At 70.9% G+C, this 20,585-nt stretch carries 12 protein-coding genes; 8 read left to right on the top strand and 4 right to left on the bottom strand.

The genetic code is table 11. The features are described 5' to 3' along the window. Positions 1–94: 94 nt before the first annotated feature. The 6 genes from OV090_RS29715 to metG all read left to right on the top strand — a co-directional run bounded on the left by OV090_RS29715 (position 95) and on the right by metG (position 13,684). Positions 95–2,200 (top strand): AgmX/PglI C-terminal domain-containing protein, encoded by a 2,106-nt coding sequence (locus OV090_RS29715; protein ID WP_267708012.1) that lies wholly within the window; start codon positions 95–97, stop codon positions 2,198–2,200. 706 nt (positions 2,201–2,906) lie between these two features. Continuing rightward, entirely contained in the window at positions 2,907–4,289 is a 1,383-nt protein-coding gene (locus OV090_RS29710; protein WP_267708011.1) for an amino acid permease, read from the top strand. 427 nt (positions 4,290–4,716) lie between these two features. Then, positions 4,717–6,888 carry a M4 family metallopeptidase gene (locus OV090_RS29705; protein WP_267708010.1) on the top strand — a complete coding sequence of 724 codons (2,172 nt, stop codon included), beginning with the start codon at positions 4,717–4,719 and terminating at the stop codon, positions 6,886–6,888. Between the two features lie 1,340 nt (positions 6,889–8,228). After that, complete coding sequence (locus OV090_RS29700; RefSeq protein WP_267708009.1) at positions 8,229–10,775, top strand: lytic transglycosylase domain-containing protein; 2,547 nt, start codon at positions 8,229–8,231, stop codon at positions 10,773–10,775. Between the two features lie 279 nt (positions 10,776–11,054). Beyond that, positions 11,055–11,570: a hypothetical protein gene (locus tag OV090_RS29695; protein WP_267708008.1), complete on the top strand. Its 516-nt coding sequence runs from the start codon at positions 11,055–11,057 to the stop codon at positions 11,568–11,570. A gap of 68 nt (positions 11,571–11,638) precedes the next feature. Next, positions 11,639–13,684 (top strand): methionine--tRNA ligase, encoded by a 2,046-nt coding sequence (gene metG, locus OV090_RS29690; RefSeq protein ID WP_267708007.1) that lies wholly within the window; start codon positions 11,639–11,641, stop codon positions 13,682–13,684. 217 nt (positions 13,685–13,901) lie between these two features. Here metG and OV090_RS29685 read toward each other — a convergent pair whose 3' ends face one another. Continuing rightward, positions 13,902–14,291 (bottom strand): hypothetical protein, encoded by a 390-nt coding sequence (locus OV090_RS29685; protein ID WP_267708006.1) that lies wholly within the window; start codon positions 14,289–14,291, stop codon positions 13,902–13,904. Between the two features lie 157 nt (positions 14,292–14,448). Next, positions 14,449–15,255 carry a helix-turn-helix domain-containing protein gene (locus OV090_RS29680; protein WP_267708005.1) on the bottom strand — a complete coding sequence of 269 codons (807 nt, stop codon included), beginning with the start codon at positions 15,253–15,255 and terminating at the stop codon, positions 14,449–14,451. A gap of 125 nt (positions 15,256–15,380) precedes the next feature. Here OV090_RS29680 and OV090_RS29675 point away from each other — a divergent pair, with 125 nt between their 5' ends. Together OV090_RS29675 and OV090_RS29670 are read left to right on the top strand one after the other, a co-directional pair. Continuing rightward, entirely contained in the window at positions 15,381–16,478 is a 1,098-nt protein-coding gene (locus OV090_RS29675) for a helical backbone metal receptor (protein ID WP_267708004.1), read from the top strand. A gap of 54 nt (positions 16,479–16,532) precedes the next feature. Further along, the gene (locus tag OV090_RS29670) at positions 16,533–16,820 is read left to right on the top strand and encodes a hypothetical protein (protein ID WP_267708003.1); all 288 of its coding nucleotides are present in this window, start codon (positions 16,533–16,535) and stop codon (positions 16,818–16,820) included. A 332-nt stretch (positions 16,821–17,152) separates the two neighbouring features. Here the strand turns inward: OV090_RS29670 and OV090_RS51035 are convergent, their stop codons facing one another. Both OV090_RS51035 and OV090_RS29660 read right to left on the bottom strand, forming a co-directional pair. Beyond that, the gene (locus tag OV090_RS51035; RefSeq protein ID WP_267708002.1) at positions 17,153–18,523 is read right to left on the bottom strand and encodes an MYXO-CTERM sorting domain-containing protein; all 1,371 of its coding nucleotides are present in this window, start codon (positions 18,521–18,523) and stop codon (positions 17,153–17,155) included. 81 nt (positions 18,524–18,604) lie between these two features. Continuing rightward, positions 18,605–20,521: an ABC-F family ATP-binding cassette domain-containing protein gene (locus OV090_RS29660; RefSeq protein ID WP_267708001.1), complete on the bottom strand. Its 1,917-nt coding sequence runs from the start codon at positions 20,519–20,521 to the stop codon at positions 18,605–18,607. Positions 20,522–20,585 lie beyond the last annotated feature (64 nt).

Here is a 20,585-nt window from a genome sequence, read left to right as displayed (position 1 = left end):
AGACGCCCCGCGCGGGCGCGAAAAAAGCTCGCGGGCCTCGGGAACAAGCCCCAAAAGGCCGTGTCCGAGGCGCCACACGACCGGGGCAAGGACGATGACAACGACCAAGACGCTCGCCATCAAAGTGTTTTACGGCGATCAGCTCGTCGATACGCAGACGCTGACGCAAGACGTTATCAAGATCGGAAAACTGAAGAGTAGCCACATCTGTCTGGATGACGAGGCCGTGGCCCGCATGCACGCCGTGATCGAGGTGTCCGGCGAAGAGGTGCGGGTGATCGATCTCGGGAGCGCGGCGGGCACCGTGCTCAACGGCCAGCGGATCGACAAGAACGCGGTGCTGCACGACGGTGACGCCTTGAACTTCGGGCCGTACCGCCTCGAGGTCGGCTTCGCCAAGCAGCAGGTCGCGGCTGCGCCGGCGCCGGCGCAGGTGGCCGCGCCGGTGGCCGTGGCGGCGGCCGCGGTCGCGGCGGCTCCGCTCGCTGCGGCGCCGATGGCGACGCGGGCCCCGATCCAGATCGACCTCAGCGAGGTCGAGGTTCAGAGCGGCTCGCGGGTGGCCGAGGTCGTGGCGATGTACGGCTCGACGGTGCTCGACGTGCAGCACGTCGGCCAGCTGAAGAACCGCAAGTCGCAGGCGCCCATTTTCCTCGCCATCGGCGGCGTGATGCTGGTCGCCGGCGTGGGCGTGTTCTTCAGCGACGTGAACCAGGACTGGGCCGGCTACGGCAAGAAGGTCCAGGACTCGATCGAGCAGGGCACGCCGCGCCCGACCCCGCCCGGAAACGGCCTGGCGGCGATCGGCATGCTGCTGGCGATCGCGGGCCTCGTGCCGTTCAGCATGGGCCTCATCCGCACCGGCGACTACGTCAACAAGAACTTCACGATCGGCGAGGGCCACGGCGCGTCGTTCCACGTGCCGCCCGCCGGCCTGCCCGAGCCCAACGGCTTCCCGCTGGTCCGCGGCAGCGACCACGAGTTCGCGCTCAACTTCACGCAGAACATGAGCGGCGAGGTCACCTTCGACGGCCAGACGATCACGCTGCAGCAGCTGGTAGCGACCGGCCGCGCGGGCTCGCAGGGCTCGTCGTTCAGCTTCCCGCTGCCGCCCGGAGCGACGGCGCGGGTCAAGTACCAGGACGTCACCTTCTACGTGAACTCGGTCGCGCCGGGCGCGGTGATCAAGGGCGGCAGCGAGACCGACAAGCCGTTCTGGATCTACAACGGCGCGTCGTTCGTGGTCATCGGCAGCTTGCTGGTGCTCACGCACCTGATCCCCAACGAGGCCGGCAACCTCAGCCTCGACGAGATGATGGAAGAGAACCGCTTCGTCGGTTACCTCAACCAGCCCGACAAGCCGCCGGAGGAGGAGGAGCCGCCGCCGGAGGACATGGAGAACTCCGACGACGAGGCCGGCGGCACCGGTCAGCGCCACAAGGGCGAGGAGGGCAAGATGGGCAAGCCCACCTCGAAGAGCAAGTCGGGCCTCTACGCCATGAAGGGCCCCAAGGACGCCATCCCGCAGATGGCCCGTAACTTCGACCCCGACATGGCCGCGCGCCAGGCCGGCATCCTCGGGGTGATGAGCGCCGAGAGCGGCCACTTCCTCGCCTCGCCGTACGGCGGCGCGTTCGCGGTCGGCAACGACGACGCGGACGTGTGGGGCGGCCTCACCGGCACGGAGGTCGGCGAGGCGTACGGCGTCGGCGGCCTCGGCCTGGTCGGCACCGGCCGCGGCGGCGGTGGCACCGGCGAGGGCACGATCGGCCTCGGCAACACGGGCCTCATCGGCAAGGGCGGCGGCGGCGGCACGGGCTCCGGCTACGGCCGTGGCGCTGGCGCCGGCTTCGGCGGCCGCGGCACCCGCGTCCCGACGGTCCGTCAGGCCAAGGCCGAGGTCCAGGGCGCGCTCGACAAGGACATCATCCGCCGCATCGTCCGCGCGCACATCAACGAGGTCCGCTACTGCTACAACCAGGCCCTCGCCCGCGACCCCAACGCCAAGGGCCGCGTCGCCGTCCAGTTCACCATCGGCGGCACCGGCAAGGTGCCCACCGCGGTGGTCCAGGAGAGCACGATGAAGGACCCGGCGGTCGGCTCCTGCATCGCCCAGGCGGTCAAGCGCTGGACCTTCCCCAAGCCGGAGGGCGGCGGCTCGGTCATCGTCTCGTACCCGTTCGTCCTCGAGCCGGGTTGATCGGCGAGGCTGTCCCGAAGGACAGCCTGTCTCGAAGTCCAGGAGGCCCGGCGCACGCCGGGCCTTCGGCGCTTTCTCGCTGGGTGCCGACGAACACGAGTGGCGTGCGATGGGCGAGGGCAGGGCGACGGAGCGGGCGTCGTGACGCGCCGTGCGAGATGCCGGCGGCCTGTTCGTCATCGTCGATGTGGCCGATGTCGCCGTCGTCGTTGGCGGCTGGCGAGAGGGAGCAGTCGCGCCTTTCTCCGAGCTGTCTCACTCGGCGGTCGTCGCGCGAGCCATCACCCGCGGGCGAACACGAGTGGTGGACGCGCGGCCATCGAGGCGGTGCTGAACGCGCGGGTATCGAGGTCCGGGGCGACGGAGTTCGAACCGAGGCGAACAGGTGCTGCCTCCTAATATAGATAGCCTCGTTCTCTAATCGGCGGTCGGCGCGCGTGAGGTGGCCCAGCGTCACGGTGCCGGAGACATGTCCGAATAGACACTTTCACGCGCCGCGCGAACGCGCTCGACCCCAGGCCATGCCACCCGACTCCGGCGCTTCATCACAGCGAGGCCAAGAGCCAGGGCGGCAGATGCTCGCCGCGAGCCCGGCTCGTCCCGCGACATGACCCGAGAGCCAGCTAATCCGCGAACGCGCCTGCACGCCCGCAGAGGCCCCCGCGAGGAACTTCTGCGCCGCTGCGAACTGCGCTATCAGTCGCCCATGCAGGCCCCTGACCCCTGGGGCGAGCGGCTGCCTCGCAAGCTCGGCCTCGCCAGCACCGTCGCGGTGCTGGTCGGGTCGACGATCGGCAGCGGCATCTTCCGGACCCCGGCGGAGATCGCCGGCCACATCGACGACCTGACCCTGTTCGTCCTCGCGTGGGTCGCCGGCGGCGTGGTCGCCCTCGCCGGCGCACTGACCGTCGCCGAGCTGGCCATCCTCTATCCGCGTAGCGGCGGCATCTACGTCTACCTGCGCGAGGCGTTCGGCAAGCTGCCGGCCTTCCTGTTCGGCTGGGCCGAGCTGCTCATCCTGCGCCCGGCTGCGTACGGCGCGATCGCGGTGACCTCGGCCGAGTACCTGCTGCGCACGTTCGGCGTCGACGGAGCGCCGCCGGTGCTCGGACCGCTGTCGCGGGCCCAGGTGGTGGCGGTGGCGATGATCGCCACGGTCGCCGCGGTCAACCGCCGCGGCGTCGAGTTCGGGGCGCTCGTGCAGAACGTCAGCACCGCGCTGAAGGTCGCGGCGCTGCTCGGCCTGGTCGCGCTCGGCCTCCTGCTGGCCCCGGAGGCGACGGCGCCGGTGCCTGCGACCGCTGCGCCGGCGGCCGACGGGGCGTTCGTCCTGGCGATGGTCGCCATCCTCTGGGCCTACGACGGCTGGTGCGACGTCGGCTTCGTGAGCGGCGAGGTCCGCGATCCGCAGCGCGCGCTCCCGCGGGTGTTCATCCTCGGGACCGCTGCGGTCGTCGCGCTCTACCTCGCGGCCAACCTCGTGTACCTGCGGGTCATCCCGCTGGAGCAGATGGCTGGCGCCCCGCTGGTCGCCGCCGATGTCGCCGCCGCCCTGATCGGCTCGCTCGGCACCACTCTCGTGGCCGCGGCCGTCATGGTCAGCACCTTCGGCACTCTCAACGGCTCGATGATGACCGGGCCGCGGGTGTTCTACGCCATGGCGGAGGACCGGCTGTTCTTCCGCCGCCTGGCCGAGGTCCACCCGCGCCACGGCACCCCCTCGGCCAGCATCGTCCTCGGCGCCGCGCTGGGGATCGTGTTCGTCTCGGTGCGCAGCTTCGCCGAGCTGGCGGGGCAATTCGTGATCGGGATCTGGCCGTTCTACGCCCTCAGCGTGGCCGCAGTGTTCGTCCTGCGGCGCACGCGCCCCGACCTGCCGCGGCCGTACCGGACGTTCGGCTACCCGTGGGTGCCGCTGCTGTTCCTGGCCGCCTCCGTGTTCCTGCTCGGCAACTACGCGCTGTCGCAGCCGCGGGAATTCGTCGTCGACTGCGCCATCGTGCTGTCCGGTGTGCCTGTCTACTGGCTGTGGTCGCGCCGCGCGCCGAAGCCTGGAGACGTCGGCGATAACACCGCCGCCGGCGAGTAGAGGAGATCTCCTCTGACCTCAGACCTGTGAGCATGGTTTGTTGATCATGCATTGCGGTGAGGTGCGCTCTAATCAATAGAGGAAGAATACGTAATTTGATCTACAATTTTCTTGTCGGCGCCGCGAACGCCGATCGTGTGATCGTCGTAGTTAGCTCCAAAACCTGTCCAGACCGCGAAAAATTTGTATTTTGGCTTTCGTCCCCCTCCGCGTGAAGTGCGTCCGTGCGGCCTCTTTGTGCTCGCGGTCTCACCGAACAAAGGCGTGATCCGGGGGTGCGTGAATGGTTGCGCTGCGCAGCAGGCGACGATTATGGTGGTGCGGTCTCAGGTGAGCTGACCTGAGGCTGCCTCTCCGGCAATGTCCTTTTCACCATGGCCGTTCGGCCAGGGTCTTTAGACCCTGTCCGATGGCTCAAGGGGGTCTCATGTCCGCTCGTCGCATCATCGTCTCTGCCGTCTCCGCCTGTCTGCTGTCCGCCTGCCAAGAGGGGGGAATCGCCGTCGAAACCGAGTCTCGCACCGTCACCGCCGACGACGTGGCGGCGCTCGGCCCAGGCGAGGTCCTCGAGATCGACCTGTCCGAAGGGGCAGTGCGCTTCGCGTTGACCGACGGGCCGATCGATTTCACCCGCGTATCCGTGCGCAGCGGCGACGAGCGGCCCGCGCTCGTGCAGGACCTGCTGCTCCGCCACGGCGCGCGCTGGGGCGTGCAGACCGCCGGAGCGGCCGCCGACTTCGCGTTCGAGCTCGACGGCGAGATGGTCCAGGCCGCGACCTCGGCGGGCGGGACGGCGACGTTCGTGTGGTCGCAGAGCCAGGCGCTCGGTCGCCTGCCGCGGGTCGACCGGGTGCAGGCCGACGAGGCCGGCGTGCCGCGCTTCATCGCCGGCGACCTCGGGACGCTGACCGGCGGCGGCAACGTGCGGGAGAGCGCCCGCGGCTGGCTGGCCGACATGGCGCCGGTGTTCCGCCTCGGCGACGAGACCGACCTCGAGGCGGTCCGCCACCACACCGACTCGCTCGGCAAGGTCCACGTGCGCTTCCGGCAGTACCTCCACGACCTGCCGGTGGTCGGCGGCGAGCTGACGGTCCACGCCGACGCGGCCAGCGGGCAGGTCCAGGCGGTCACCGGCCGCGTCGTCCCGGCCGAGGCGCTGCCGCTGGCGCCGACGCTCGATCCCGACGAGGCGATCGAGGCCGTGGCCGACCGCCTCGCCGCCGAGTGGGCCAGCGTCGACGTGCCCGAGCTCGTCTACGTGGTGACCGAGGCCGGCCCGCGGCTGGCCTGGCAGGCGGTGGTCGAGTACGAGGACGAGGAGGGGCCGCAGCGCGACATCGTGTTCGCGGACGCCGTGAGCGGCGAGATGGTGGCCCGCCACCCGCAGATCCACCACGCCAAGAACCGCAAGGTCTACGACGCCAACAACGGCACCAAGCTGCCGGGCAAGCTGGTCGTCAGCGAGGGCGGCGCGAGCGACGACAAGGTGGTCCAGGCCGCCAACGACCTCTCGGGCGTCGTCTACGACTTCTACGTGAGCAAGTTCGGCCGCGACAGCTTCGACGCCGCCGGCGCGACCATCCACTCGACCGTGCATTACTCGAAGAACTACGTCAACGCGTTCTGGAACGGCCAGCAGATGGTCTACGGCGACGGCGACGGCTACTACGCCAGCCCGTTCGCGCAGGACCTCGACGTGGTGGCCCACGAGCTGACCCACGCGGTCACGCAGTACGAGGCCAGCCTCGTCTACCAGAACCAGTCGGGCGCGCTCAACGAGGCGATGTCGGACATCATGGCGGCGGCCGCCGACGCCTTCAAGAACGGCGTGTCGGCCAAGACCTGGCTGCTCGCCGAGACCTGCTGGACCCCGGGTGTGGCCAATGACGCGATGCGCTACATGGCCAATCCGACCCAGGACGGGCAGTCGTACGATTACTACCCGGAGCGCTACACCGGTCAGCAGGACAACGGCGGCGTCCACATCAATTCGGGCATCGCCAACCTGGCGTTCTACCTGCTGTCGCAGGGGGGCAAGCACCCGCGCAACAAGACGACGACGGTGGTGCCGGCGCTCGGCATCGACAAGGCGGCGCAGATCTTCTACCGCGCGCTGACGAACTACCTCAACTCCAACGCGACGTTCCAGGACGCTCGCGACGCGACGGCTCAGGCGGCCTCCGAGCTTTACGACGCCGAGGCGGTCGCGGCGGTCCATGCCGCGTGGACGGCGGTGGGCGTGCCGGGTGGCCCCAATGGCGACGGCGGGGGCGGCGACGGCGGCGGGCAGACCTGTTCGGGCACGCCCTTCAAGGGCAACCTGAGCGGCAGCGGCAAGGAGCAGTTCCAGCCGAGCGGCTCGTACTACTCCACGAGCAAGAGCGGGGCGCACACCGGCTGTCTCGCGGGTCCGGCCGGGGCCGACTTCGATCTCTACCTCTACAAGTGGAACGGCTCCGCCTGGGCCAAGGTCGCCAAGTCGGAGGGCCCGACCAACAACGAGTCCATCAACTATCAGGGCACCGCGGGCTACTACACCTGGCAGGTCGTGTCGGCCAGCGGCGCGGGCGACTACACGGTGACGCTCAAGGCCCCGTGAGCGGGCCCGCCCGCGGCGGCCTGGGCCCGTGCAGGTCGCCGCGATCGGGGCAGGCTGCAGTCTCCACGTGACAGCCGGTCAGGACCGCGGGTCACGATGTAGGCACAACCACCGCGAGCATGAAAAAAAGCGGGCACGGTCCTCATCCGTGCCCGCTCACGCCTCAACAACACACCTCGAATTCGATCGGGCCTCCTCTCACCACGGTACACGCTTCAGCCGCGAAGGACCGAAGACTGCCGGCTTATCAAGACCGAGATGCTCGGGCTTGAATCGCGGCCGGCAGCCGTGCACCGGGGTGCAGAGAGGAGGACCGACCGACGCTTCCATTCTTGTCCGTGCCGACGGTGCTTGTCAAACCGAAAAAGCGAGCACAGCAGTCGCAACATTATCGCTCGGTGCATTTTCGGGTCCGCACGCGGACGGCCCACATTTTCGCCCGAGCCCCGATCACTTCTGCGAATTCGACCGCAACCACGTCCACTACGGTGAATCGCGGGCGGGCCGACCTGATGCGATTTCGTGGGAGCCCTTCGGACATGTCTGTAGGGTCATGTCGCGCGCTTCCACTGTCACTTGCCCGCGCGCCGCGTGCCGCATGGCCCCAGGTCCGCGGCCACAGCGGCGCGCTGGTGATCGGCCCGAGGCGGGCCGCGATCGCGCCGACGCTCGCGTTCCATCCTTCGCGCGCCGGCCGTCGCGCGAGCGATTCACGGCGGGGCGAACGGGGAGGCCGCCGCGATCCCGAGAAGATCGGCCTCGTGTCGCAGGAGCGCTCGACTGCGTGTACGGGCGCGAACGGGGAGGCCGCCGCGAGCGTCTCGCGGGAGCGCTCGGCCGCGTTCTCGCGGCGCGGAGGGAGACCGTCGTGAGTGCAGGGGGCGTCCTCGTTTCACAGGACCGCTCGGCCGCGTGTAAAGGCGCGAACGGGGAGGCCGCCGCGACGGCGGGATCGACCTCGCCTCGCAAGGGCGTGTCCGGCGGCGCGAACGGAGAGACCGCCGCGACCGCGGGGACCTCGTGTCGCACGGGCGCTCGGCCGTGATCGCGGCGGCGCGGAAGGGGGCCGCGATCCTGGGATCGGCTCCCTCTCGCCGGGTCGATCGGCCGCGGGTACTGCGGCGCGAGCAGGAGGTCGCGGGTGACGCCCTCGTCATCCTCGGTCCTCCGGGCGATCGATCGCGGCGCTCCGGCGCGAAAGGCCGCCGCGACTGCGGCTGTACGCTTCGTCCTCGCGCCTCTCCTGGGCCGGACCGGTCTCTGGGGACAGGCGCCTCGCGGCCGGGGCGGGGGACCGGTTTCTCGGCGCGTCCCGGGGGCTGTGCTAGTTTGAGGGGACCATGGCGCCGGCGAGCCACCCGAAGCGGATGTCTGCCCTGACGCTGTGCATGGCGACCACGGCGCTGCTCGCCTGTCGCCCCGCGGCGCTCACCCCCGAAGCCGAGCGCGTGCATCGGGGCGTCAATCAGATCCCCCTCAGCGCCCGACCCCCGACCGCAGGGACGCCGACCCCACCGGCAGCCGCCCTGCCGCCCCAGGCGCCTGCGGAGGTCTCCGCGGCGGCCTTGCTGGCGCGCGGCGAACCCGAGGCCGCGCTCGCGCGCCTGGCTCACGAGCCCGCGGCAGCCGGGTCGCTGCAAGCCTCGGTGCAGCGCCTGACGAAGGCCCGCGCCGCTCGCGAGCTGGGTCGCCCGGCCGAAGCGGTCCAGGCGTTGGCCGAGCTGGCGGCGGAGCGGCGGCCGGCCAAGTCGTGGCCGCACGAGGTGGTGCTTCACGAGTACGCCCAGGCGCTGGTCGAGGCGGCGGCGTCGGCCCCGGGCGCCGAGGCCGACGCGCTGCGCAAGCAGGCGGTGGCGGCGTGGGAGCGGGCGATCGACCACGAGCCGGTGCGCAACGCGGCGCCGATGCGAGTGGCGCGGGCGCGGACGATGGCGGCGATCGAGGGCCAGGCGGCGGCGCGCCGCGCAGTCAAGGCGCTGACCGAGGTGCTGCGCGACTACCCCGAGCACCCCGACGCCGCCGGCCTCGAGCTGCTGCGGGCGCAGGCGATCGCGCGCGAGGGCAAGACCGCCGACGCGGTCAAGGCGCTGCGCACCGTGGCCATCTGGCGCGCCGGCACGGAGGCGGCCGTCGGCGCCGAGGCGGCGCTGGCGGAGCTCGGGCGCCCGGTCCGCTACAGCGCGGCCGAGCAGCTCGACCGCGCGGCCGCGGCCCGCCGCTCGCGCGACATGACGCTGTCGCGCCGGGTGCTGACCGACCTGGTCGAAGATTCCAAAACTCCGGGACATGTCCGAGAGGTCGCGTTGCGCTCGCGGGCGTCGACCGCCTCGCGCGCCCATGACTACGGCGCGTGCGCGGATGACCTTTCGGTCCTGTCCAAAAAGTCAGCCTCGGCCGACCTCCGCGGCGACCTGCTGCGCTGCCTCGACAAGGCCGGGCGCTACGACGAGGCGCTGGCGATCTGGACCGAGCAGGCCGGCCGCAAGGGCGGGGCCGGGCGCGCGGCGCTGTGGGAGGCGATCCGCCAGGCGGTCCGCGGCGGCCGCTACGAGAAGGCGCGCGAACTGCTCGGGCGCACGCAGGCGAAGGAGCGCCAGCGCGGGGAGGGGCTGTGGCTCGACGCCTGGCTCGACTTCCGCCTCGGCGACTTCGACGCCGCTGCGACCGCGTTCGCCAGCGCGGAGCGCCGCCTGCCGGCCGACCAGGCCCGCGCTGCCCGCTACTTCCGCGCCCGCGCGCTGCTGGCCGCCGGCACCGGCGCGAAGGCGACAGGCGACGCAGGCGAAGAGCAGACCCCCGATCGCGGCGAGGCCGAGCGGCTGCTGCGACAGCTCGTGGCCGAGGATCCGCTCGGCTACTACGGCCTGCAGGCGCGCCAGCGGCTGCTCGACATCGGCGCCGATCCGGGACCGCTGCCGGCGCTCGCCCCGGTGCCCGCGGAGTCGAACGCGCCGCCCGACTTCGCGGCCACGCGCGCGACCTTCGAGGCGCTGGCCGGCGAGTTCGGCTGGGCCTTCCCGGCGCTGGCCCGCGGCGCGGCGCTCCACGCCGCCGGTCTGCTCGACGAGGCGCGCCGCGAGCTGCGGGTCGCAGTCGACGCCTACGAGGGCCTCTACGGGCTCGATCGCGGCGGCTGGGTCCCGCGCCACGAAGACCTGGTGGTGGGGCTGAGCTGGAAGTCGACGTGGAAGCAGCCGCGCCTCGGCCTGCCGAAGGACGCGCGCAAGCTGGTGCGCGAGCGCGGGGCCGGCGAGACGCTGCGCGAGGGGCTGTTCGCGCTGACGTGGGCGCTCGACGAGCCGTATCGCCGCAGCCGCCTGATGCCGGCCACGGCCGGCTCGTACAAGGCGCGCTGGCACCCGCGGGCGTTCCGCGAGGCGGTCGAGCGCGAGGCCACTGCCCGCGCCTTCGACCCGACGCACCTGTGGGCCCTGATGTACACCGAGTCGCGGTTCCGCCGGCACGTGGTGTCGTCGTCGGGCGCGCGCGGGGCGATCCAGATCATGCCGTGGACCGGGCAGCAGCTGGCGGCGCGCCTCGGCGAGTCGTTCGACGTCGACGCGCTGTTCGACGAGGAGCACAACGTGCGCCTGTCGGCCTATTACTTCGCCGAGCTGCTGCACAAGTTCCACGGCCAGGCCGCGCTGGCCTACGCGAGCTACAACGGCGGCCCGTTCAACGTCGCCCGCTGGCTGGCCGCCAAGGGCTCGACCTCGGCCCCGCTCGAGCTCGACGTCTTCATCGCCGAGATCCCGTTCCGCGAGACGGCCAACTACACCCGCCGCGTGCTCGAGGTGCAGGCCGCGTACGCCCTGATGTACGGCGGTTCGCTGCCGCGCTGGCAGAACACGGTCGACCTGCGCGTCGAGGACAACATCGACTTCTGATCGCGTGCCGCTCGCGCGGCCGTCGGTGCGCAGGGCGCCGCAGCTCGCCCGGCGCTCGCCCGGTTGCCAGCGCGTGCGAACCACTCGCACATGCCTTCCCGCGGCCGCGGCGCAGGCTCGTCGGCGCGGAACCGGACCGGGCGCAGGCCCGCGCCTTTTGTCGCCACGGCCGCTGGCTTGTCGCCGCGACCGCCGCAGCGGTACCGTCGCGGTGGTGGCGAGAGCCACTCCGGCGGGAGCCGGCAACTTCGCCCTGACGGGCAGACACGAGGATCCGTGATGAACGAGAGGCTAAACCAGCTCGGGCAAGCCGCGCAGCGGCTCAACGAGGGGTCCGATCAGCTCAACGCGCTGATCTCTGCGATCGACAAGGCCCTGGGCCGCCTGATGATCGGCATGGACTACGTCCACCCGCGGCCGCTGCAGGAGTCGATGTCGACCGGTCGCGACGGCAAGCGAGTCATCGAGCTGTGCTTCCTCGGCTACCTGCGCGTCCAGGGCGAGTACCACCTCGTCATCAAGACGGTGAAGATCCTCGAGTCGAAGATCGCGCTGGCCTCGGAGACGCCGGGCAACGTGATGCCGCTGCTGCAGGCGCCGCGCGTGCTCAGGCACGCCGCCGTCGATCTGTTTCCGGAGCTGATCCAGGTGCTGTCGAACCAGGTCGGCGACCTCGTGGCGCAGATGGAGCGCCGCTGCACCACCGCGAAGGGGCTGCTCGAGCAGCTCGAGGGCCTGGAGGCGCAGATCACCGCCGCCCGCGAGGCGCGGGGGCCGGAGCCGGTCGACGCCTGAGGCCGTTTCGGGCCGCTCCGGCGGCCTTCCTCGCCGGCAGCGGGCGAAGCGTGCTATAGGCGCCCGCGATGCCGCGCCGCGTCCTCGTCACCGCCGCCCTCCCGTACGCCAACGGTTCGCCCCACCTCGGGCACCTGCTCGAGTACATCCAGACCGACGTCCACGTGCGGGCGCGCCGGTTGGCCGGCGAGGACGTGATCTTCATGTGGGCGGTCGACACCCACGGCACGCCGATCGAGCTGCGCGCCCGGCGTGAGGGCGTCGAACCGGCCGACCTGGTCGCGCGCATGCACGCCGAGCACGCGCAGGTCTACCGCGACTTCGGCATCGAGTCCGACATCTTCTACACCACGCACTCGGACGAGACCCGCAAGCACGCCGAGTTCATCTACGAGAAGATGCGGGCGGCCGGGACGACCCAGACGCGCGATGTCCCGCAGCTCTACTGTCCCAAAGACCAGATGTTCCTGCCGGACCGGTTCGTCAAGGGGACGTGCCCGTACTGCAGCTCGGTCGACCAGTACGGCGACGTCTGCGAGAAGTGCGGTCACACGTACAACCCGACCGAGCTCAAGGATCCGCACTGTGCGATCTGCGGGACCACGCCGGAGCTGCGCGAGTCGGAGCACGTGTTCGTGTCGCTCGGCCGCTTCGAGGGCTTCCTGCGCGAGTGGCTGAACTCGACCAAGCTGCAGTCGGCGGTTCGCAACTACGTGATGCGGTGGGTCGACGACGGCCTGCGCGACTGGGACATCTCCCGCGACGCGCCTTACTTCGGCTTCTCGATCCCCGGCTACGAGGGCAAGAAGTTCTTCTACGTGTGGTTCGACGCCCCGGTCGGCTACATCGGCGCGACCCAGAAGTGGTGCGACGAGCACCCCGATCGCGCCTCGTTCGCGTCGTACTGGCGCGCCGATCAGAGCCAGGACACCGAGATCGTCCACGTCATCGGCAAGGACATCGTCTACTTCCACACGCTGTTCTGGCCGGCGATGCTGCACGCGGCCGGCTACACCACGCCGACGCGGATCAACGTACACGGCTGGCTGACCGTCAACGGCGAGAAGATGTCGAAGACGCGCGGGACCTTCATCCTCGCGCGCACGTACCTCGACCACCTGCCGGCCGACTACCTCCGCTACTACTTCGCGGCCAAGCTCGGGCCGGATCAGGACGACATCGACCTCGACCTGGCCGACTTCGTCAGCCGGGTGAACACCGACCTGGTCAACAAGGCGGCCAACCTTGCCAGCCGCTGTCAGAAGTTCCTCGTCGGTCGGCTGGAGGGCAAGCTCGGCCCCATCCCCGCCGACGCCGAGCCGCTGATGGCGAAGGCGCGTGAGTCGCTGGCGCAGGTGCCGGGGCTGTACGCCAACTTCGAGTCGGCCAAGGCGCTGCGCCTGGCGATCGAGATCGGCGGCGAATTCGACGCTTACATCACGGCGCAGGAGCCGTGGAAGGTGATCGGCAAGGACCCCGAGCGAGCGCGGGCGGTCTGCACCGCGGGCATGTGGGCGAGCAAGGTGATCGCGGCGATCTTGAAGCCGGTGCTGCCGAAGTGGGCGGCGACGATCGAGGAGGGCCTGCGCCTTGCGGCCCCGCTCGATTTCGTCAACGCGATCGAGCCGCTGCCGGAGGGCCTGGTGGTCGGGGCGTACGTGACGCTGGCCGAGCGCATCGACCCCAAGAAGATCGAGGCGATCGTCGAGGCCAGCAAGGAGACGATCGGCGAGCCGGCTCCGGCCGCCCCGGAAGTGCCGGCCTATACGGTCGAGCCGTTGGCGGCCGAGGCCAGCATCGAGGCGTTCTCGGCGGTCGACCTTCGCGTCGGCAAGGTGCTGACCGCGGCGCGGGTGAAGGGCTCCGACAAGCTGCTGCAGCTGACGATCGACCTCGGGCCGCTCGGACAGCGCAACATCTTCAGCGGGATCGCCGCTTCGTACGCGCCCGAGCAGCTGGTCGGCAAGCACGTGGTGGTGTTCGCCAACCTCAAGCCCCGCAAGATGCGGTTCGGCGTCAGCGAGGGCATGGTGCTCGCGTCGGGGGCGAAGGACGATGCGATCACGGTGCTCGAGCTCGACCCGCGCAGCCTGCCCGGCGAGAAGATCAGCTGAGGTCGCGGCGCGGCATCGGCTCACGAGGGCCGGTGCCGCTCGCGGCCGGTGAGCGCGTCGTCGGCCGCCGCGAGCGGACCCCCTGTCCTCAGGGGCAGGTGGTTCGGCCAGCTCGTCGAGGGCCAAGTCCGCCGAGTGATCGGCAGGCCCGACGACCTGTCCTCACGAACAGGTCGCAAGTGAGTCACCCGACGGGCGGCCGCGAGCGAGCGCAGGCTCAGGAGTAGCCGCCCCAACAGAAGTCGAGGACGCGGCCGAGGCCGTTGGCCTCGCAAAAATTGTGCGCGGCGGGGTCGCACTCCTGGTCGGCGAGCTGACCGAGGTCCCAGCGGCGCACACCCGAGGTGCTGCACTGGACCAAGCAGACGTCGTCGGGGGTGCTGCGGGCACAGCTGCTGTCGCCGCAGGCGTGACACTGCGGCGCAGGGAGCAGGGCGGCGTCGCCGAGGGCGGCGAGCTGTCGCGCCGGCAGCTGCGAGACGGGCTTCGGCTCGGGGGTGCGGATGATCGGTCCGTCCGGGTCGGTGGGTCCGGGGCCCGGGGTACAGCCGCCGATCCACGAGACCGCCACGATCCAGAAGATGAGGCGCGGAGGCGGGATTCGCATGATGGTTCCTCCGCCCGAGTTCTGATCCGGGTCGAGCGGACGAACAAGTCAAAAGGTCGTATCGCGCGCGCGCCGCCCGCGATGCCTGACTTTAAAAACATGTGCGGCCGGACATGTCCCGAAGGACCTGCCCGACCGCGCTCGTCCAGGACGACGTTCAGTTGACCGCGACGGGGGCGGAGGCGCCGAAGAAGCGCTCCTCGAGGGCGGCCAGGCGGGCGCCGACGCGGCCCTCGCCGGCGATCCCGCGCAGGCGCGAGAACACGCGCGCGGCCGTCCGCTCGGCGAGGCCGCGGACGCGGTAGCGCCAGCTCGAGCGCTCGTCGGCGGTGCCGATGAGGACCTGCAACGAGCTCAGCAGCTCGTGTTCGATGCGGTCGACGAGCGGGGTCAGGTCCGGCTTGTCGTGGGTGACGTTGAAGTGGATGAGGTCGGTCAGCGCGGCGCACACCTGGGTGCGGGCGGCCCGGAACCGCTCCGGCTGATCGCCGAGGTCGGCGTGGATGCCGTCGGCCAGCGCCTGGATGAAGCCGCGCAGGTTCTGCTCGGCGTCGCGGAGGTGGGAGGCGTCGCGGAGGTCGCGGCGGAGCTCGCCGAGCTCGGCCAGCAGGTCGGCCGCGATGTGGAAGCTGTCGAGCGCGCGCACCGAGGGGGTGCCCGGCGGCAGGGCGCGGTCGAACCGCAGGCGGGGGCGCTCGGCCGAGGTCGAAGCATCCTCGGCGTCGTCGAAGTTGTCCTCCTGGACGTCGGTCGCCGGCGCCTCGGCCTCGGCGGTCTCGGCAGCCTCGGCCGCGGCGTCGTCGCCGTCGTGGCCGCTGTACTTGCCGGACATGAGGTCGTCGCGGTCGATGAGCCAGCGCGAGCCGACGCGGCGGGCAGGCAGGCGCCCGGTCTGGGCCATGTGCCGCACGGTGCGCTCGCTCTTGCCCAGCAAATCGGCGGCGTCCTTGATCGAGATCTCCATAGAGGTCCTCCTGTGTGCCGGCACTCTAACCGAAGTCGGATCGGGCGCCGCAAAATCGGCAGAAATCTTGCCGGTTGCGGCAGGTCCCCTTGCCGTTTCTGGATCCAGCAGCCAGTCTCCCGACCGTGCGAAAGCCCGAGCATCAGTGGGAGACCCGCCGTTTCGTGGCCGTCCGCTCGCCCTCGGTGCCGCCGCCACACGCGGCCGAGGAGGCGGTGCAGGCGTTCGAGCTCCGGCCGCGCGGCGGAGGTCACGCACAGGTCGCGGTGTTCTCGCTGGGTCGGCAAGTGCTGCCCCGGACCGCGGTCGAGGAGGACCCCGACTTGCTCCACGCGGCCCGCGCCTGGCTCGCCGCGCGCGGCTCTCGCGAGCTTCGTGCGATCGACGAGGACGGACATGCCATCTGCTCGGAACGATTCACGTTGTCCGACCTCGGTTCGAGCGCTTCGCAAGCTGTCCGAAAGGTCATCACTCTGGCGCCGTCGAACGCCGAGCTGGTGGCCAGCCTGGGCTGCTTCGACCGCGTGGTCGCGTGCGAGGACTCGTCGGACTCGCCGCCGGAGACGGCCAGGTGCGAGCGCCTCGGGCCGGACCTCGGGCCGGATCTGGATCGCGTGGCCGAGCTGCGACCTGACCTTGTGTTCAGCTCGCTCTCGGTGCCGGGGATGGAGCGGATCGTCACCGGGCTGCGCGCGCGGGGGGTGCCGCAGCGGGTGCTGGCGCCGCGATCGATCGCCGACGTGATCGCCGAGGTGCGCCTGGCCGGGGCGGACCTCGCGGTGCCGGGCCGCGCCGAAGAAGTGGTGGCGGCGATGGAGGCCGAGGCGGCCGCGCTGCGCGAGCGTCGGCCGCCGCGGCCGGCGAGGGTCTACCTCGAGTGGTGGCCGCGGCCGATGTTCACCCCCGGGGCCGCGTGCTTCAGCAACAACCTCATCGACCTGGCCGGGGGGGTCAACGTGTTCGCCGACCGGCCCGGCGCGAGCCTCGAGATCACGCCGGCCGAGCTGGTCGCGGCCGACCCGGACATCTGCTTCGTGTCGTGGTGCGGGGTGGCGGTCGACAAGCTCGACCCGGACAACTTGATCCACCGGCCCGGACTCGCGGCGCTGCGAGCGGCCCGCGCCGGCCGCGTGGTGAAGCTCGACGAGCGCTACTCGGGTCGACCGGGACCGCACATGCTCGAGGCGGCACGCATCATGGCGCGCGCGATCGCCAGTCTGTGATCGCGGAGCGCCGATTTTTTGCGGCGGCGATCGAGGTGTGTAAAGGCTGCACCCATGGTGTCGCTCGAACCGCAGGTCGCCCGTCTCGTCGATGAACTCGCGCAGTACCACGGCCATCGCACTCTCTGGCTCGATCGCCGCGGCTATCTGTGCCACGCAGAGCCGGAGGACGACTTCGAGGATATCGGCTACCAGTACGTGGCGACGCTGCTCAAGCCGAACAGCGACGAGCTGCGCGCCACCATCATGCACTTCACGGCCCGCCGCGCGGCGCGGGTGGGGGCGTGCCCGGTGCCGGGCGCGTTCCACATGCACCCGGTGCCGGTGCTGATGGCGATCTGACCTTCAGGTCATGTGAGGCGCCACTGCGGCGCTGCGGGTGAAAAAAAAAGTTTGGGACATGGCCTTCGGGTCATGTGAGGCTCGGGGTCAATCGACGGGGGCCAGCGAAGATCGGAGCGCTGGACTTCACGTGTTGCCGACTGGACCTCGCGGTAGGACGCCGGCCTCGGTCGGTCAGCCGATCCCATGCACGGCTGCGGCCGTGAGGGGGCCGACACTGTCGGTCTCGGTGGAGGATGTCCTTCGGGACACGTTGCTCGGCGCCTGTTCGACGGCCAGGGTTGGCCGCCGAACAGGCGCCTCTTCACGTCCTTCGCCCGCGGTCGCTTCGGTCAGGTGCGTTCGCGGCGGCGACGCATGGCAGCGAGGGCGAGCAGCAGGGCGAGGGCTGGGGCGGGCTCGTGGGAGCGGCAGCCGCAGCCGCTGTCGGTGTTGCTGCCGCTGGTGTCGCCGTCGCTGTCCTCGTCGCGGCCGCCGCTGCTGCTGCTGCTCGAGGTGGTCGGAGCAGTGGTGGCGGTGGTGGTCGGCTCGGTCGGGCCCGTGTCGTCGCTGCCGGTCGGATCGGCGCCAGTGTCGTCGCTGCCGGTGGTGGTGCCGGCCTCGCAGAACACGCCGGGGCGGATCGGGTCGGCGCTGAAGGTGCGGTTGATGATGTTGGCGCGGCCGCGGGTCTGGCCGACCCACATATTGATCGAGCGGTCGACGATCTCGTCGATGACTGCGTACTCCTCCTCGCACAGGACCTCGTCCGGGCGCTTGAGGAGGACGAAGGAGATGCCGAACTCGTTGGGAGCGTCGGGGTAGGCGGGGACGCGCTCGCCCTCGGCCTGGATCACCTCTTCGACGGTGACGTCGCGCCGCGTGCCGCTGACGGTGAAGCTCTCGGCCTTGAAGAGGAACGAGTTGGGTTCGGGGCAGGCCTGGTTGGGCAGCGCGGAGTCGACGCAGTCGTGCGGGTCCTCGATGACGAACCACGGCTTCACCTCGGAGGGGTCCATGAGGCCCATGAGATAGAGGTCGAGGTCGCTGAACTCGAACTGGTCGAGCTTGTCCGCGGTGAAGGTGCCGTCGCCGTTGTCGGTCCAGCGGTGGCCCTCGACCGGCGAGCCGTTGGTGTGCATGTAGAAGTTCCAGTGGGCCTGCGAGCGGCCGAGCAGCAGCTCGGTGTTGCCGCCGCCGGCGACGTGCGGGAAGGCCAGCCACGCGTGGCCCAGCTCCTGGCCGAACACCAGCGAGATCCACCAGTCGTCGATCTCTTCGGTGCCGGTCTTGATGAACTTCCGCCAGTTGTTCATGTGCAGCATGCCGATGAACTGGCTGTTCGGGGTGTCGTCGAAGAACTCGGCCGGGATCACCGGGTCGAAGTCGGCGGCGTGCGAGTAGCCGATGCCGGCGACGTCGTTGGCGAGCGCCTGATAGAAGGCGCCGACGCCGTCGACGAGGTTGAAGGTCGAGTAGACGACGATGAACTGGGCGTCGTCCGGGTGCGCGGCGAGGAAGCCCTCTTCGAGCGGGTTGTAGCCGTTATAGAAGCCGGTGCGCGAGAACCAGTTGGCGTGCTCGACGGTGCCGTCGTCGTCGAACACCATGAAGTTCTTGCGCTGCTCGACGAACTGGACCGGGCCGGCCTGCGCGGTGTCGACGAGGAGGGGGCCTGAGGCGAGGACGAGGGCGAACGGCGCGACCAGAGCGAGGCGGGGCACGAGGGCAGGATAGAAGCAGTTGCGCGGACACCCAAGCGGATAAAGTCCGCGGACGCGCGGGACGCCGGCCGCGCCGCGACGTCAGGCCCCGGCGTCCGCGCTCCGCTGCTCGAGCTCCTCCCAGCGCGTGACGAGGGCGGCGGCGCGCTGACGGGCCGTGTCGAGCTTGCGCACCAGCTCCGCGACCTGGTCCTTGCCGGCGCTGTAGACGGTGGGATCGCCGAGCTTGGCCTCGAGCTCCTGGACCTCGCCCTCGGCGGCCTCGATCTTGCCGAGGAGCCCCTCGAGCTCGCGCTTCTCGGAGTAGTTGAGGCCGCGCTTCGCGGCGGGCGCAGAGGCCTTGGCGGCCGCAGGCGTGGTTCGTGCGACGGGCTGTGGTTCGGCGGCCGCTTCGGTCTCGGCCAGGCGCTCGAGGTAGTCGCTGTAGTTGCCGTGGTGGCGCACGACCTTGCCGTCGCCCTCGAAGGCGAGGATCGAGGTGGCGACACGATCGAGGAACCAGCGATCGTGCGTGACGATGATCGCGGCGCCGGCGAAGTCGAGCAGCATCTCCTCGACCGCGCCGAGGGTGGCGACGTCGAGGTCGTTGGTCGGCTCGTCGAGGAGGACGAGGTTGGAGGCGCCCGACAACAGCACCGCGAGGGCGACGCGAGCCCGCTCGCCGCCCGACAGCGAGCCGACCTTCTGGGCGTAGGCGGACGGGTCGAAGAGGAAGCGCTCGAGGTAGCGGGCGATGTCGAGCGGGTGACCGCCGCCGAGCTCGAGGCCGCGGCGCCGCTCGGCGATGTTGTCGTAGACGCTGCGATCGTCGTCGAGGCCGGAGCGGTTCTGGTCGAGGTAGGCGATCGCGGTGTGCTTGCCGCGGACGACCTCGCCGGCGGTCGGAGGAAGCTGGCCGACGATCGAGCGCAGCAAGGTGGTCTTGCCGCTGCCGTTGGGGCCGACGACGCCGATCCGCTCGCCCTGGTTGAGCGCGAGGGTGAAGTCGCGGACGAGCACGCGGCCGAGCTCGAGGGTGACGCCGCGCAGCTCGAGGATCGTCTTGCCGCTGCGAGCTGCCTCGAGGGACAGCTCGACCCGACGGTCGCGCTGCGGGCCCGACTTGGCCAGCTCGGCCTCGGCCCGGTTGACGCGCGCGGTCTGCTTGGTGGTCCGCGCCTTGGGCTGGCGCCGCAACCACTCGAGCTCGCGGCGGAGGAAGTTCTGGCGGTTGGCCTCGGTGCGCTGGGCGTGGGCCATGCGCTCGGCCTTGGCCTCGAGGTAGGCGCCGAAGCCCCCGTCGTAGGCGTAGACCTCGCCGCGGTCGACCTCGAAGGTCCGCGTGCACACGCGGTCGAGGATGTAGCGATCGTGGGTGATGAGGAGGACGGCGCCGCTGTAGTCCTCGGCGAGGTGGCGCTCGAGCCACTCGATCGCGGCGACGTCGAGGTGGTTGGTCGGCTCGTCGAGCACCGCGAGGTCGGGCCGGCGCGCCAGCAGGGCCGCGAGGGCGACGCGGCGCCGCTCGCCGCCGCTGAGGCGCTCGGTCGGCGCGGCGGGATCGCGGACGCCGAGGCGCGCGAGGTACGACTCGGCCTCCGCCGCCCGCGACCAACCTCCGCAGCGCTCGATCTCCGCGGCGGCGGCCGCCTGCTCGGCCACCAGGGCGTCGATCGCCGCCCCGGAGGCCCCCTCGAGGCTCCCGGTGGCCGCGTCGTAGCGGGCGCGGGCGGCAGACCACTGGCCGAGGCCGCTGAGGACGGCTTCGAGGGCGGTGAGGCCGGGTGGGAGGCGCGGCTCCTGCTCGAGGTAGGCGATCGCGGCGTCGCGGCGGAGGACCACTTCACCGGCGTCGGGGGCGTCCAGTCCGGCGAGGATCCGCGCCAGAGTGGTTTTTCCCGAGCCGTTGTTGCCGACCAGCCCGACGCGCTCGCCGGTCATCAAGGTGAGGTTGACGCCGGCGAGGACGCGGCGGACGCCGTAGCTCTTTTCGACCTGGCGCAGGCTTGCGATCGGCACGGGGCGGGACTCTACCTCCGCCCGGGCCGCCGGCGCGGCAATTGTGGGGGAGGACACGCCCACC

Origin of the sequence: Nannocystis sp. RBIL2, from assembly GCF_026626745.1 — a bacterium.
Lineage (GTDB): Bacteria > Myxococcota_A > Polyangia > Nannocystales > Nannocystaceae > Nannocystis.
Note: the sequence above shows the minus strand (reverse complement) of the source record. Positions and strands in the feature narration are given on the sequence as shown.

Coding starts and splice junctions, on each gene's coding strand:
- OV090_RS29715 (WP_267708012.1), top strand. CDS start 95: ATGACAACGACCAAGACGCTCGCCATCAAAGTGTTTTACGGCGATCAG.
- OV090_RS29710 (WP_267708011.1), top strand. CDS start 2,907: ATGCAGGCCCCTGACCCCTGGGGCGAGCGGCTGCCTCGCAAGCTCGGC.
- OV090_RS29705 (WP_267708010.1), top strand. CDS start 4,717: ATGTCCGCTCGTCGCATCATCGTCTCTGCCGTCTCCGCCTGTCTGCTG.
- OV090_RS29700 (WP_267708009.1), top strand. CDS start 8,229: ATGGCGCCGGCGAGCCACCCGAAGCGGATGTCTGCCCTGACGCTGTGC.
- OV090_RS29695 (WP_267708008.1), top strand. CDS start 11,055: ATGAACGAGAGGCTAAACCAGCTCGGGCAAGCCGCGCAGCGGCTCAAC.
- metG (WP_267708007.1), top strand. CDS start 11,639: ATGCCGCGCCGCGTCCTCGTCACCGCCGCCCTCCCGTACGCCAACGGT.
- OV090_RS29685 (WP_267708006.1), bottom strand. CDS start 14,291: ATGCGAATCCCGCCTCCGCGCCTCATCTTCTGGATCGTGGCGGTCTCG.
- OV090_RS29680 (WP_267708005.1), bottom strand. CDS start 15,255: ATGGAGATCTCGATCAAGGACGCCGCCGATTTGCTGGGCAAGAGCGAG.
- OV090_RS29670 (WP_267708003.1), top strand. CDS start 16,533: ATGGTGTCGCTCGAACCGCAGGTCGCCCGTCTCGTCGATGAACTCGCG.